Genomic DNA, 13,254 nt, shown 5'->3' with positions numbered 1-13,254 from the left:
ATTGGTGCAGTAGTCAACCTCATCACCTCCATCGCCGAACAAACCAACCTCCTCGCCCTGAACGCAACCATCGAAGCAGCACGAGCAGGAGAAGCAGGAAAAGGCTTCGCCGTCGTCGCCTCCGAAGTCAAAGACCTCGCCCAAGAATCAGCACGCGCAGCAGAAGACATCACCCGCCAAATCGAAAAAAACCAACTCCAAACACAAGACGCCGTCACAGCAATCACCGAAATCTCCGACATCATCGCATCCATCAACGACTACCAAATGTCCATCTCCTCAGCAGTCGAAGAACAAACAGCCACCACCAACGAAATGTCCCGCTCCGTCGCCGAAGCAGCAACCGGCTCCAGTGAAATCGCAGCGAACATCGGTGGCGTAGCCTCAGTTGCCGGAACCACAAGCGAAGTCACAACCCAAATCACCCAGTCCACACAGGAACTAGCCCACCTGGCCTCTGAACTGCGTGAACGCCTCACCAAGTTCCGCCTCTAGACACCACAAATGGGCACCAAAGCGGCCCCAAAACCGCAGAAACTCACCGTTCACAAGCAAACTCGGCAGCACAGCAGGCTATATATTCCCGCTGTGCTGCCGATGTGTTTGACAGTAGGACAAGCATCCGGGACACCCGGAGCTCCGCTGGTGCATAAAAGGAGTCACCATGAATGAGAACACCACCCCACGCCGCCGCAGCTCGTTGCACCTCAAAATCCTGGCAACAGGCGGGATCGGCATTCTTGTTGCGCTCGCCTTGACCGTGCTGTCATGGTTCACCAACAACACCCTTCTTGGGCTCAACGAAGAAGCCGACACCCTAGCCAGCGCACGCCTCGACGTCGCCGAAATTTCACGGTTCAACTCAGACGTCACCGGGTGGCAAACCGCCTACGCCTGGGACGCCAGCACACTCGGCCCCCAAGAAGCCGTGTCAGACTCCGCCGGCAACCGGCAAGGCTACCTCGACTCCGCAGCCGCACTACGCGAACACCTCGACACCATGGACACCAGCGCCTTCACCGACGCCGAAAAATCCATGTTCGACACCATCGTCACCACGTGGGATGAGTTCTTCGTTGGAGATGACGAAGTTGTAGCCCTCTACGAATCAGGAACCGAAGCGAACAAAGTCCAAGCCGACACATTCATTGTCACCGACTTGTACAACATCTACTTCGAGGTCATCACCATGACCGAAGAACTCGACGCAAGCCTCGACGCACGCGCCACCGCCCTCCAGCAAGACATCTCCGCAGCAGCGACCTCCATGCAAATCACCTCAGGCATCGTGCTAGCGATTGGGATCGTGCTCGTTTACGTGGTGAGCCACATCATTGGCCGCAACGTGAAACACGCTGCCACCGAAGTCAAACGCGCCCTTGCTTCCTTCGCCTCAGGGAACCTCACCGACACCGCCGACGTGCAATCACGCGACGAACTCGGTGACATGGCTAACTCCCTGCGCGAAGCCCAAGAGTCCATCTCCCACACGCTACGGTCCGTCCTTGACTCAGCAACCAGAGTCGCCGACTCAGCAAGCCACGTCACCCAAGGAACAGCAACCGTCGCCGCAACTGTTGAAGGCACGTCAGCTCAAGCGGGCATCGTCGCCGCAGCAGCTGACGAAGTCAACCAATCCATCCACGTCGTCGCATCAGGCACCGAAGAAATGGGAGCTTCCATCCGCGAAATCTCCCAAAACGCCACCGACGCGGCCTCCGTTGCCGAACAAGCCACCACCATGGTTGCCACCACCAACGAATCAGTGACCCGCCTGGGTGTATCCAGCCAGGAAATCGGCGCCGTCGTGAAAGTCATCAACTCCATCGCCGAACAAACAAACCTGCTCGCACTGAACGCAACCATCGAAGCAGCACGTGCCGGAGAAGCTGGACGTGGGTTCGCCGTTGTCGCCGGTGAAGTCAAAGAACTCGCCCAAGAAACAGCGCGAGCCACCGAAGACATCGCCCAACGAGTTGACGCCATCCAAACTGACACCACCCAGGCCGTGAACGCCATGGGCAAAATCTCCGACATCATCCAAGACATCAACTCCTACCAACTCACCATCGCCTCAGCGGTCGAAGAACAAACAGCCACCACCAACGAAATGGCTCGCTCTGTGTCAGAAGCAGCCAACGGCTCCTCACAAATCGCCGGCAACATCAACAGCGTCGCCCAGGAAAGCCAAGCCTCCACCGCAGTCATCACTCAAATGCGAGAATCCGCACAATCCCTCGCAACTGAATCAGATGACCTACGTACCAGCCTCAGCATTTTCTCCCTACGCTAACCACAACTCCCTCACCGTGATGACGCCCTCCATGGGGCACCATCACGGTGATCCGTTCGTTAAGGGACATGAGGCTGCTTGCTGTAGTGAGTGAAGCCGGGAAGAATCACAGAGTGACAGCACCGTTCAGGCAAGGAGAACCAGTGACCGAGGTGAGCCGTCTCAATGCCGATGACGTGACCACAAACATCGCTTCACAGGGCATCAGCACCAGGGAAGCCGGTACCAGCACGATGCGCACCCAACGACACGGCGGGCAGGTACGGACGGTGCGCCCCGACCCTGAACTCCTTGCCTTCGCTCGGCAGATGCGCGATGACTTTGCCCGGCTACAAATGGAACACGAGTTCGCTGTTGACGAGGTCCTGACAAAAGTGTCAATCCTGCAACGCGAATTTATGCACCTGCACCAATACAACCCCATCGAACACGTCACGTCGCGTGTGAAATCCCTGGAAAGCATTTTGCAGAAGGTCGCGAAACGGGGAATCGACTGGAACCCTCAAGCAATCCGCGCGAACCTCACCGACATCGCCGGGGTGCGCATTACCTGCAGTTTCATTGCGGACACTCACCGGATCTTGAAGACTTTGACGTCACAAACGGATGTCAAAGTCATCGAGGTGAAGGACTACATCGCGAACCCTAAACCCAACGGGTACAAGAGTTTGCACGCCATCATTGAAATCCCTGTTTTCCTTTCCACGGGGCCAGTACCAGTCACGGTTGAGGTGCAAATACGCACTATCGCCATGGACTTTTGGGCGAGCCTCGAACACAAGATTTACTATAAATACGACGGTGCGGTCCCTGATCGCCTCGTCGCTGACCTTAGCGATGCCGCCGATGCTGCTGAACAGTTAGACCGCCGTATGGAGCAGTTGCATACAGAAGTGCGCGGCGCTGGGTCCTCAGCAGAGGCCGCCGACACCTCAGACGAACTCGAAGAAGAGTTACTGCTCCGCTTGTGGCAACAATCACGGCAGAACACCTAAATGCCTGTGAATTCGAACAAAGTAGTATGAGGGCATGGAGTCCCCTTTTGCCGTCAGTGCGATAATTTTTCTCATTCTTGGTGTCGCTTTGGTGGTGGCAGGAATTGCGCTAGGAAAGCGCATACCTCGTGCACCGCAGGTCACGCTCATCGGAGTTGGTGGACTCATCCTGTTGGGCATGGGCTATCTTCTCTACCAGCAGATCATCCGCGAAACCCACGATGACGTTGTTGTCTCAGGGGTTACCAGTGATGATCATTTCGCTATCACCGTTGAGCACGAACGGGTGTATACCGACGGTGTGAGTTACGTTCTGCGGACAGACTCCACATGGGATGACGTTGTGGCGATTATGGAGGCGAAATACCCCGAGGGTGCGCCTGTTGGTGACGATGCGTGGGAATTGATATCAGCGACCACACCTGTTCTTGTTTTTGTGTCCGCCGAGCCAGACGGTGAGATTACGCTAGTTAGTCAAACGGCGTTCCTGCGTTTCAATGACAACGCGGAAGGCGTGAGTTTCGCCTACCCCAGCGGACGCACCGCGAACATCCAAGTGGACAACGGCGTCGCCTGGGCTAAACCAGTGAACCTGCAAGAACTACGTTCGTACTACGAAAACGTTGATGGCGCTGTCATCACAGAAAACAGCATCACTGTTTCTGCTGACCAAGGAACAGTCCTCATAGACTTCACCAACGGAGAAACAACCGCCACCTACACCGCCAACAACTGAGCACGACCGGACAACTCGATCGATCTGCATTGGGGGAAATCAAGACGAGGGATTTCCAAGAGCTTTGTTGAGCTTCTTCGCCTGTCTACGGATCAGCGACATTCTGGCAGTATCAGCAGCGAAGTTCGGCTCGAAGAAATCCACAAAAGTTCGCCGCACCGAATCCATCACATGATGCGCAGTTGCTCGTGTTGCTTCCCGATCAAGTCCAGCATTTAACGCGAAAGCGTCCCACCTGATGTCTTTGACGTCTGCTGGGTGCTTTGCCCCATCAACTGGCATCGCCAGCGTTGCGTCATATTTGGGGTAAAGAAACGTAGGAAGGGAATCGTATAGAGGCGCTAACCTCACTTGCTTGTTAACTAAGAGAACAGAGTAATTCTTGGCGTGCGCATCAGCATTACCAATAGCAATATTAAAGGCAAATTGTTCAACAAAACGTTCTGCTTGGTCGTATTGATTCAACAAACGTGCCACTTGTACTGCCGATACCTCATACTTACTGAACGTGGGGTTACCAAGTGACTGATTAAGGTCCTCCGCATGCAGACGCAAGTCACCTGACCTGTCCCATCTTCGAGTAACAAAAGTCGGTTCACTCTCAAATTCCAAGACGTCCGCCTGTGCAACAGCAAGTCCTAAATTTTTGGCGAACTGTAACGTCAGCGCTTCAAACTGCTCGACCTTGCGGAGTTCGATCGAGGGAGGCTTGAGGATATGAGTGCTGGGGAGTTCAAATGTCGGCCAAAACCATTTACTTCCAACGTTGGCAAGTGTGAATTTTGCTTGTGCACCAGCAAGCGACATTCGAGGCCTCACACGCGGGTCAACCCATGAGGTATTCTCCCGAGCAAGAGTGGCGATACGGACCGCTATATCTTCACTAGACGCTTCAATAACAGGCAAGGGTTCGCGGCTGGGCAGTTCACTGTCAAGGCTGAGGGTAATTGCCCCGGCAACGTCTTCACCATAAGCCGCCAGAAGCGTGAATGGGTTTGTGTCTGGGAGGTCACGCTGACGCGCCCAACGGGCACGCACTTCAACCCGGTCAGGTAGCAAGTTATCGAGGTAGTTTATGGCGGCGTCGGCGGCGTGCTCCGCGTTACGTGGTAGCGAAAGTGAAATAGGAGTGAGAGCCTCGCTAGAATCGTCGTAGTGAAAGGTTATGCTTTGCCCCTCTCGGACGAACTCTCCCACGTGTTCGCCCTCTAAGTAGGCGTGAAGACTAGCGAAACTCATCAATTACCTTGTCGAGGTCGACGTCTGACATTTTTGTGCGTTTGACAGCTGGGGGCAGAACCGCCGCATGTATGTCAAGCACATCAAGCACTTGGAGAACCTTCGCAAGTTCGGCACGTTCGTGACCGGCCTCAAGACTGACGATAAACCTGCGCCCAACACCAGCGCGTTCCGCTAGCTGATTCTGCGTCCATCCACGACTATCACGCCCCTCGCGGACAGCCTGAGCCACAGACTCAACGGTGCGTAGGTATCGCGTTTCCATGACGCCACTCTACCAATGGTGTTCCCGTACGGGAACACGTGACCCCGCTAGCTGGGCCTTAGCAGTCTGATCTGATGATGCACCAGGCATTGTCGAAGGCGAGGTTGGTCAGGTCGCTGGCCCGCATCCATATCTCGACGGGGTGGATATCTCCGAACCAACCACTCAAGGCGCCACTGGACGACAGCTCCATGACCAAGACGTGCTCATCGTCATCAGAGGCAAAAGGAAGCACCTCAGCAACCGTTGGGCGAATAGCCACTTCACCAGCCAAACTACGGCCGTACACATGGGTGAAGTTCGATGGGGACTGACTTGGCTCACCAAAGGAGTGCACCTCCCACATGTTTAAGTACTGCTCCAACGCGGCCTCAGCAGCCTCAAAAGCACCTATCTCGGTGTCATCAATGTCCAGCGAGCTCGGCAACATGATTGTGCTTTCAGGCATGAACAACTGACCATACGCTTCGTCGGGCAGGTCAAGATCCGGTGGCCCGTAACACAACCCCAATCCTTCTTGAGCAACATCACGGTAGAGAATCTTCCACCCCCCGCATAGCCCTTTCCTCAGGCTCCCAACCATACGTTTCTAAATCGTGAAACACCTCCAACGTCCCCGTTGTCGGTAACCACATGCGAGCGCCTGGAAACGAGTGAAAAACCTCATCAGTGGCGCTCCCCGCAGAGACCGCACACAAAGCAAGAGTCATCACGTGGGCAAGGGGTTTCCCCTGCGCATTACGCGGCCAGTCATCCGCTGAGGCAAGCATCGACGGTCCACCAAGATAACTCACCTCACTATCAGCAAACTCAGCCCTGTGTTCCTCCACTGGTCGACTCTCAGCAGGCACCTCTGGGAGCACAAGAGTCCACGCCAGATACTCCTCAAGGCGCGCAACCGCATACTCAGGCTGACGCGTCCACTGCACAACCTGCGGCAACCGATGATTCGTTGGAGCTGACGGCAATGCCACTTTCCTCGACCTCATACTTCCTCCTCGCAAGTTTCACGCAGGCAGTGCAGAGTTGCATCACCCCAACAAAATATTGGCATAACAAAAGGGCCCTGATCTGCTGATCAGGGCCCTTCGTCAACTGGCGGTAGCGGTGGGATTTGAACCCACGGTGGAGTCTCCCCCACACAGCATTTCGAGTGCTGCACCTTCGGCCGCTCGGACACGCTACCTCGCAGATAAGAGTACCTGACCGTTGCGGTGTTCCTGAAATCGTTGACGAGGGTCACATCCACCGCGGCGTTGCGAAGCACCCGGTCACACCGGAGGTTGTTCACCTGTGCGCCGTTGGTTGTGGAAAAACGTTTGCAGGAGTTCCCGGCATTGCTGCTCACGTACCCCTGGGTGGACTTCCACAAAATGATTGAGTTGTGGTGCGCGCACAATGTCGAACACGGAGCCGGTGGCTCCTGCTTTCTCATCCCAAGCCCCAATAACGATGCGCGGAATGCGCGCTAGCACTATTGCCCCTGCGCACATGGCGCAGGGCTCAAGGGTCACAACGAGTGTGCAACCGTCGAGCCGCCAGGTGCCTAGTTGTTGTGCGGCACGTCGAATCGCAAGAACCTCAGCGTGGGCGGTGGGGTCACCGCTGAGTTCTCGTTCGTTGTGGCCGCGTCCAATGATGCGCCCTGCAGGGTCCACCACTACAGCACCGATGGGGACGTCCTGGGGGGCGTCATCACGCAACGCGCAGCGCGCCTGATGCAGGGCATCGTCCATGTAGCGGGTCCATTGGTTCATGACTCCATTGTGCCTGCTACGAAAAACACATCTGTATCCCGACACTGGCAGGGCTTTTACCGGTACGGTTGGACTATGCGCCTGCACGTTGCCGATCACCCATTGATCTCCCACAAGCTCGCCGTCCTGCGGAACAAGGAAACGGCTTCTCCTACTTTCCGCCAACTTGTTGATGAGTTGGTGACATTGTTGGCCTACGAGGCCACCCGTGAAGTTCGCACCACGGAACACCCTATTACTACCCCTGTCACCGACACGGTGGGTGTAAAAATAGCTGACCCACAGCCTCTTGTTGTCCCTATTTTGCGTGCCGGCTTGGGCATGCTTGAGGGGATGACTCGCCTAGTCCCTACCGCTGAGGTGGGGTTCTTGGGTATGCAACGCAATGAGGAAACCCTAGAGGTCGCCACCTACGCTAACCGTCTGCCTGACGACCTGACTGGTCGTCAGTGCTTCCTCCTCGACCCGATGCTCGCAACCGGGGCAACCCTTGTGGCTGCCATTGATTTCCTCTTTGAACGTGGCGCGAAAGACGTCACCGCTGTGTGCCTCATTGCCGCACCGGAGGGTATCAAGGTCGTTGAAGATCACGTGGGGGACCGCCTGGACGTGAAGATCGTTGTTGCTGCCGTTGATGAGCGCCTCAACGAACACGCATACATTGTGCCTGGCCTAGGTGATGCTGGTGACCGGTTGTACGGCATCGTTGACTAGTGTGAACGGAATGACCAGTAGACACCTTTGTCGCTGAGTCATTGTTAACGTCATGACGCGTGTGGCGAGAAGGGCTATCCCTCCTCGCCACACGCGTTTTTTGGTGCGCGTCACCTCCCTGCACACGCCGCCAGTTTGTTACTGCGGCCATGAACGAGGCACGGGTTAACGTGTGCTCACCATGTGAGAACTCGCGCGTCCACTCTTTGCAGACCCGGGGTTTACCTGTCACCGTTGAGTCATGCAGACCATGACCATGCCTCGTTCCGCCGCCACGGCGATGTCGAGCATGCCCATGTGTCGTTGTGCGTGTTGTTGTCAGAACTGACCACACCCCGAGCGCTACGCGCCGAATCAGTTCACACGTCATCTCAACAACTCAGCCGTCCCTATCCCGTGATACCTGGGACACCATCACCCTGGAGAGCGCATGTCCGCCCCAACGCAAAATCGCCCCGTTTCCCGTACATTCAACGATTCCAACGCATCAGATAAGTTAGGAATCCAGCTTTCCGTCAGTGTCGACACCGGTCAATCAACCCAGCACCTCGCCCCGGAAGACCTTGTCCTCATTGCTGAAAAACTCGGTGAATACGCACGCCAACTCCTCCCCACAGCGCGCACCCACACAACCGTGTCCGTCAACGGTGGCAGGCACCGCATCGCCCCAGACTCATCGCGAGTTTCAGCACCCACACCTGCGCAAACACCAGTCCAGCAACGTGTGCGCACAGCACCACAGCAACGGACATGGGACGCCCCCATCACGCCACGCAGGTCGACCCCAAACCGCACTCTGAGCAGCCGCGCATCAGCGCTCCCCCCATCACGGGAACAGATCGCCGCGTTGCGCGCTTTCGAAGAACGCCTCGAGCACATCACCACAGAAGTTGTGCGCCCCACAGAACCTGCCGCGTGGTCAGCTCACTCTGGGGACCACGCAGCGATCCCCCACGTTGACGCGATCTTCACTCCCCGCGTCATCATTGACCTGCACAATCGCCGCGTCGTTGCAGACAATTCCGTGCAACGCCTCACGTACAAGGAATTTGAACTCCTCAGCCACCTGGTATCGCGTGCTGGAAAGGTCATTTCACGCGGCGAACTGTTCGCTTCAGTGTGGCGCACGGACGTCCCAGCCGATTCCCGCACCATTGACGTTCACATTCGCCGGTTGCGTGAAAAACTTGGCCTCGAAGAGCACATCATCACGGTGCGAGGCGCTGGCTACAAATTTGAATTCACCTCACAGGTTGAGGTAATCCCTGCGTCAGGGCGGCGCATTCCAGCCTAAATGGTGGTTGCTGCACGTTAACCGGCCAACAAAGGGGGCGCATCGGCGATGTTCTTCTACGCCCCGAGCATCCGCTCAGTTGAACTATGGGTTGCGAAGACCTGCGCAAGTTCATCAACGATGCCCACGCACTTGTCGCACTCTTCCAGGTGGCGTTCAAGTTTGGCTGTGTCACGAAGGTTGAGGGTTCCGCGCACATAACTGCCGATATACCGCCACGTGTCGTTACACACCCCTAACCCCTGTGGTTGCAGGTGATGTTGCAGGTAGGCGTCACGCAACCCCTCCCGCGCCCGGTATGCCAAAGCCGACACAGCGGGCAGGGAAAGGTCCAGAACATCTGCGATCTCAGCCATGGTGAGCCCTTCAACTTCCGTGTACCACAGGACTGACTGCCAACGTGGGGGGAGTGACCGGAATGCTTCATGGACGAGGTTGCGTTCCAGTACGCTGAACGGCTCCGTGTCAGCAGCATCAGGAATCTGTGATTGCGGATCTTCTCGCTGTTGGCGCAACCTGTGCCCAACTCTGCGAATGGAAGTTAACAGGTAGGCGCGGAACGACACTTGTGGGCCACTTCCCGCATCAAAGGCGGCAAGAATGCCGGTAAATGCCTCAGCGACAATGTCATGCGGGTCAGCCCCATACGGTGCGCATCGGCGGGCTTGGTTGAGTCCAGCACGCTGGTGGCGTGCGTACAACAGGGCGAAGGCCGCACGGTCCCCGTCGCGTGTCGCGGTAATGAGGTCAGCGTCAGCGCTGTCCTCAGTCCACGTTCGCATGGGCGCCGGTTTCATGTCGCTCCTTGGTGACTACTCGCGCCAAGTTGCCGGTTCGCTTTCTCCTTACGCCTGAACGGGTGCCGAGGGTTTGCCACGAGTTTTCTGGATATTGTGCTCCCCAGAATACCCGTTAATGGAGAGATTAGCCGGGTGAGTATTGTAGGTTTTTGTTGCTAACAGCACGATGCCACACCCCCATGTCAGGGGTGTGGCATCGTCGTATTGTGGTCGTTGATCAGGCAGAACGCACTTCGTATGTAAGGCAACCAGCGACGTTTGATTCGGAGGCTGCGCCAACACGGATCGTGTCGGCAGCACATTCCAGGCTGACGTTGTGGGTGCAGTCGCCGCGTTGGCAAGCACCTACGGTTGTGGCGACTCGGTCGAGGCCGCCCTTGGTCCCTAGGGGGATGAAAGTAGCGCATTTTGCGCTCACGCCGTGCCCGCCGACAGTGATTGCCGATGCGTGGCATCCGTCGTGGTTGTAGCCGCATCCAGAGACGTTACATTCGGTGACGTGGGCTAGTTCAAGGTTTTGTGTCATCGTCTTGTGCCTTTCCTGCTGTGTCCGGTGGGCCCAGAGCAAAGAAGACCCGTTATTCATAACTGTAAATCGAATATCGAAATTGCGAAAGAAAGTAAGGCCTAACTAATAAAGCAGAAAAAGAATAAGTAATAGTATTGTTGCGTAAAGAAATGCCGGGTGAAAAAGCGTTGTGGCGCATCTCAGTGACCCGCCGAAAAGCCAACCAGCACAGGACAACAGCCCGCCTACACGCTAGGGTTAGGACGAGTAGACAGCATGGAGTTCACTGTGGACACTCACCAATGGCAACCCGGCGATCCTCTCCCCCATTTGACCGAAGCACACCTGCTCGGGGAGACAAGCCTCGCACGATCCTACGCAATTAATGACGCATACGTGGCGCACGAACTAGTGCTGCCAGCAGATCAGTACCTCGGCCTTGGGTTACTCGATCACATCACCGAACACGGTTACACCGCCCCACGATTGATTGAGATAGTAGACAACACTCTCATCATGGAGCACATACACGGGCCCACCCTGTTCCAAGCGCTCGTCAGTGGCGAAACAAGCTATGCCGACGGCGCGGAAATCGTTGACGCCCTGCACCGCGCACTCCACGACATTCCACTGCCCAAAAACGCTGACCAATTTGTGGGCAAAGAACATCACCACCTGCTACGGGGCACCGACCATGAACGTGCCAGTAACCTCGCGATCATCCACCTCGACCTACACCCGGCCAACATCATCTTGGCCGCTGACGGCGCCTACCCCATCAACTGGGAATGCGCACGCATCGGTCCGCCAGACCTCGATCGAGCCTCCACCGCCCTCGCTATTGGCGTAGTGGCCAGCGAAGTAAACGAACTTCAGCAAGCATCACGGGAATACCTGCACCAGCTTCACCGATTATTTGGGAACGGCTACCTCAGGTACCTTGACGAGGCGAACGCTCACCACAAAACCCACCCAGACCTCACCGATGAGGACCGTGGGCATCTTGATACTGCACAACTCGTCGTGCGCGACGTCGCTTCCCAGCAGTAACTACCGTTCATTCTCCTCGGAATCCGAGAGATCTTCGCGGTGCGCTGTAATTTGTAAAGGCATAGACAAACGCAGCCGATGCTCCGGGTCACGCCGTGCGGACTGAGGGCGTTGGGTACCGCGAGCGGCAGCACGTTGCGCGGCAATGCGCGCTTCTCGCAACGAGAGCCCGCGCATCTTCACGACGTCACCAGCGCGACCGGCAGCAAAAATACGTGAACCCGGGTTCGCTTGGGCATTCAGCAGTTCAACGCGTTCCTCCAGCGACCTCACATACTCTTCAAGGTCAAGGATCCTGCGTATCCCTGCAAGGTTGATCCCTTCCTCACCACTGAGTTCAGAGATCTTCACGAGCTTGAGAATGTCCCGCTGAGAATAGCGCCGGCCCCGCCCAATTGTGCGGCGAGGCGACACCAAACCCATCCGGTCATACTGGCGCAACGTTTGAGGGTGCATGCCTGCGAGTTCCGCGGCACGCGAGATCACATATACCGGATCGTCTTCTCGCACGCCGTCATCAAATACGATACGAACTCGCATGACATACCCCCTTCAGTGGTTACCCAACGCTAGGCCCTATTCTCGAGCCGCAGCGTTCAGGTCCTTGCGGACATCTTCTGATGCCGTTGCCTCACGGAAAGCCTCCACAGCGGCACGGGCCTTCTTGGAGAGGTTTTGCGGCACCATCACAGCGACTGTTACCAGCAGATCGCCGGTTCCCTTCGCAGTTTTCACGCCGCGCCCCTTAAGACGCAATACTTTACCGTTTGGGGTTCCCTCTGACAGTTTGACCTTTACCGGGTCGCCGTGGAACGTTGGCACCTCAACCTGAGAGCCCAACGCTGCCTCATCGAATGACACAGGCAATGTCATCCGCAGGTTCATTCCATCAATGCTGAACACCGGGTGAGGGTCAACAGCAACCGTCAACACCAAGTTCCCGGCAGCACCACCGTTTGGTGAGGGGCGCCCCTTGCCCGGAATCCTGATCTTTTGACCGTCTTTCACCCCAGCGGGGATGCGCGCTTTAACCGTCCGGCCTTCAACAGTGAGTGTTACCTCGGTTCCCGCAACAGCGCTACGGAACGGCATACGAGTAGTTGCGGAGATGTCTTGGCCTGGGGTGGTTTGGTTGGGGCGGAATCCCGTCCCAAATCCGGTGCGTCCTGCACCTTGCTGCGCACCGTATCCACCGCCAAAAAGGCCCGACAAAATGTCGTCAAAGTCCTGGTTGCTGCCCGTATTTGCACGCCCGCCTCCTTGCCCAAACATGGAGGAGAAGACATCATCAAAACCGCCACCAGCACCACCGGTAAACCGGCCACCTTGACCCATGGAACGAATCGCATCGTACTGTTGGCGCTGCTGGGAATCAGAAAGCACCGCGTACGCTTCACCGATCTCTTTGAATCGAGTTTCGGCTTTATCGTCGCCCTGGTTGTGGTCAGGGTGGAACTGTCGCGCAAGCTTGCGGTATGCCTTTTTGATGTCTGCGTCGTTGGCGTCTTTCGAGACGCCGAGAACAGCGTAGAAATCCTTTTCCAGCCAATCCTGCCCGGTCATGGCGTCTCCTTTCGATACAGGAACATATGGGTGGTGCGGG

The 13,254-nt window shown here is 56.5% G+C and carries 16 protein-coding genes and 1 tRNA gene; 7 read left to right on the top strand and 10 right to left on the bottom strand.

The genetic code is table 11. The features are described 5' to 3' along the window. The 4 genes from G538_RS0112210 to G538_RS0112195 form a co-directional block, all read left to right on the top strand. Positions 1–495 (top strand): methyl-accepting chemotaxis protein (locus G538_RS0112210; RefSeq protein ID WP_029069531.1); only part of this gene is annotated, 495 nt, incomplete at its 5' end. Positions 496–664: 169 nt separating this feature from the next. Further along, on the top strand, positions 665–2,293 hold the full coding sequence (locus G538_RS0112205) for a methyl-accepting chemotaxis protein (protein ID WP_029069530.1): 1,629 nt from the start codon (positions 665–667) through the stop codon (positions 2,291–2,293). A gap of 308 nt (positions 2,294–2,601) precedes the next feature. Then, a complete protein-coding gene (locus G538_RS0112200) occupies positions 2,602–3,288 on the top strand; it encodes a GTP pyrophosphokinase (RefSeq protein WP_245566864.1) in 687 nt (228 codons plus the stop codon). Positions 3,289–3,322: 34 nt separating this feature from the next. Beyond that, positions 3,323–4,024 carry a hypothetical protein gene (locus G538_RS0112195; RefSeq protein ID WP_029069528.1) on the top strand — a complete coding sequence of 234 codons (702 nt, stop codon included), beginning with the start codon at positions 3,323–3,325 and terminating at the stop codon, positions 4,022–4,024. 39 nt (positions 4,025–4,063) lie between these two features. Here G538_RS0112195 and G538_RS0112190 read toward each other — a convergent pair whose 3' ends face one another. The 6 genes from G538_RS0112190 to G538_RS16680 form a co-directional block, all read right to left on the bottom strand. Next, positions 4,064–5,263, bottom strand: a complete 1,200-nt coding sequence (locus G538_RS0112190; RefSeq protein WP_029069527.1) for a HipA domain-containing protein — start codon at positions 5,261–5,263, stop codon at positions 4,064–4,066. Then, positions 5,250–5,528, bottom strand: a complete 279-nt coding sequence (locus tag G538_RS16685; protein ID WP_051197118.1) for a type II toxin-antitoxin system Y4mF family antitoxin — start codon at positions 5,526–5,528, stop codon at positions 5,250–5,252. Before G538_RS16685 ends, G538_RS0112190 begins: the two co-directional genes overlap by 14 nt. A gap of 58 nt (positions 5,529–5,586) precedes the next feature. Continuing rightward, the gene (locus G538_RS0112180; RefSeq protein ID WP_157544493.1) at positions 5,587–5,976 is read right to left on the bottom strand and encodes a YwqG family protein; all 390 of its coding nucleotides are present in this window, start codon (positions 5,974–5,976) and stop codon (positions 5,587–5,589) included. 79 nt (positions 5,977–6,055) lie between these two features. Continuing rightward, positions 6,056–6,517: a YwqG family protein gene (locus G538_RS0112175; RefSeq protein ID WP_029069525.1), complete on the bottom strand. Its 462-nt coding sequence runs from the start codon at positions 6,515–6,517 to the stop codon at positions 6,056–6,058. Between the two features lie 107 nt (positions 6,518–6,624). Beyond that, a tRNA-Ser gene (locus G538_RS0112170) sits at positions 6,625–6,714 on the bottom strand. A gap of 85 nt (positions 6,715–6,799) precedes the next feature. After that, positions 6,800–7,285 carry a nucleoside deaminase gene (locus G538_RS16680; protein WP_035834295.1) on the bottom strand — a complete coding sequence of 162 codons (486 nt, stop codon included), beginning with the start codon at positions 7,283–7,285 and terminating at the stop codon, positions 6,800–6,802. Positions 7,286–7,360: 75 nt separating this feature from the next. Here G538_RS16680 and upp point away from each other — a divergent pair, with 75 nt between their 5' ends. Both upp and G538_RS18455 read left to right on the top strand, forming a co-directional pair. Beyond that, positions 7,361–7,999, top strand: a complete 639-nt coding sequence (gene upp, locus G538_RS0112160) for a uracil phosphoribosyltransferase (RefSeq protein WP_029069524.1) — start codon at positions 7,361–7,363, stop codon at positions 7,997–7,999. A 430-nt stretch (positions 8,000–8,429) separates the two neighbouring features. After that, positions 8,430–9,293, top strand: a complete 864-nt coding sequence (locus G538_RS18455; protein WP_051197115.1) for a winged helix-turn-helix domain-containing protein — start codon at positions 8,430–8,432, stop codon at positions 9,291–9,293. Between the two features lie 56 nt (positions 9,294–9,349). Here the strand turns inward: G538_RS18455 and G538_RS0112150 are convergent, their stop codons facing one another. Both G538_RS0112150 and G538_RS0112145 read right to left on the bottom strand, forming a co-directional pair. Beyond that, positions 9,350–10,090, bottom strand: a complete 741-nt coding sequence (locus tag G538_RS0112150; RefSeq protein WP_051197113.1) for a sigma-70 family RNA polymerase sigma factor — start codon at positions 10,088–10,090, stop codon at positions 9,350–9,352. Between the two features lie 220 nt (positions 10,091–10,310). After that, complete coding sequence (locus G538_RS0112145; protein WP_029069522.1) at positions 10,311–10,619, bottom strand: DUF1540 domain-containing protein; 309 nt, start codon at positions 10,617–10,619, stop codon at positions 10,311–10,313. A 270-nt stretch (positions 10,620–10,889) separates the two neighbouring features. On the opposite strand from G538_RS0112145, the gene G538_RS17555 reads away from it, so the two are divergent. Beyond that, positions 10,890–11,651 carry a BUD32 family EKC/KEOPS complex subunit gene (locus G538_RS17555; RefSeq protein ID WP_051197111.1) on the top strand — a complete coding sequence of 254 codons (762 nt, stop codon included), beginning with the start codon at positions 10,890–10,892 and terminating at the stop codon, positions 11,649–11,651. On the opposite strand, the gene G538_RS16665 is transcribed toward G538_RS17555, so the two are convergent. Together G538_RS16665 and G538_RS0112130 are read right to left on the bottom strand one after the other, a co-directional pair. Continuing rightward, a complete protein-coding gene (locus G538_RS16665; protein WP_084618400.1) occupies positions 11,652–12,191 on the bottom strand; it encodes a heat shock protein transcriptional repressor HspR in 540 nt (179 codons plus the stop codon). Between the two features lie 36 nt (positions 12,192–12,227). Further along, positions 12,228–13,214, bottom strand: a complete 987-nt coding sequence (locus G538_RS0112130; RefSeq protein ID WP_029069521.1) for a DnaJ C-terminal domain-containing protein — start codon at positions 13,212–13,214, stop codon at positions 12,228–12,230. Positions 13,215–13,254: the final 40 nt, after the last annotated feature.

This window comes from Jonesia quinghaiensis DSM 15701 (genome assembly GCF_000423205.1).
In the GTDB taxonomy this organism is placed as follows: domain Bacteria; phylum Actinomycetota; class Actinomycetes; order Actinomycetales; family Cellulomonadaceae; genus Jonesia; species Jonesia quinghaiensis.
This window is presented reverse-complemented; position numbering and strand designations above follow the sequence as displayed.

Bases quoted from the DNA above. Each gene is read 5' to 3' on its own strand.
- G538_RS0112205 (WP_029069530.1), top strand. From the start codon at position 665: ATGAATGAGAACACCACCCCACGCCGCCGCAGCTCGTTGCACCTCAAA.
- G538_RS0112200 (WP_245566864.1), top strand. From the start codon at position 2,602: ATGCGCGATGACTTTGCCCGGCTACAAATGGAACACGAGTTCGCTGTT.
- G538_RS0112195 (WP_029069528.1), top strand. From the start codon at position 3,323: ATGGAGTCCCCTTTTGCCGTCAGTGCGATAATTTTTCTCATTCTTGGT.
- G538_RS0112190 (WP_029069527.1), bottom strand. From the start codon at position 5,263: ATGAGTTTCGCTAGTCTTCACGCCTACTTAGAGGGCGAACACGTGGGA.
- G538_RS16685 (WP_051197118.1), bottom strand. From the start codon at position 5,528: ATGGAAACGCGATACCTACGCACCGTTGAGTCTGTGGCTCAGGCTGTC.
- G538_RS0112180 (WP_157544493.1), bottom strand. From the start codon at position 5,976: ATGCCTGAAAGCACAATCATGTTGCCGAGCTCGCTGGACATTGATGAC.
- G538_RS0112175 (WP_029069525.1), bottom strand. From the start codon at position 6,517: ATGAGGTCGAGGAAAGTGGCATTGCCGTCAGCTCCAACGAATCATCGG.
- G538_RS16680 (WP_035834295.1), bottom strand. From the start codon at position 7,285: ATGAACCAATGGACCCGCTACATGGACGATGCCCTGCATCAGGCGCGC.
- upp (WP_029069524.1), top strand. From the start codon at position 7,361: ATGCGCCTGCACGTTGCCGATCACCCATTGATCTCCCACAAGCTCGCC.
- G538_RS18455 (WP_051197115.1), top strand. From the start codon at position 8,430: ATGTCCGCCCCAACGCAAAATCGCCCCGTTTCCCGTACATTCAACGAT.
- G538_RS0112150 (WP_051197113.1), bottom strand. From the start codon at position 10,090: ATGAAACCGGCGCCCATGCGAACGTGGACTGAGGACAGCGCTGACGCT.
- G538_RS0112145 (WP_029069522.1), bottom strand. From the start codon at position 10,619: ATGACACAAAACCTTGAACTAGCCCACGTCACCGAATGTAACGTCTCT.
- G538_RS16665 (WP_084618400.1), bottom strand. From the start codon at position 12,191: ATGCGAGTTCGTATCGTATTTGATGACGGCGTGCGAGAAGACGATCCG.
- G538_RS0112130 (WP_029069521.1), bottom strand. From the start codon at position 13,214: ATGACCGGGCAGGATTGGCTGGAAAAGGATTTCTACGCTGTTCTCGGC.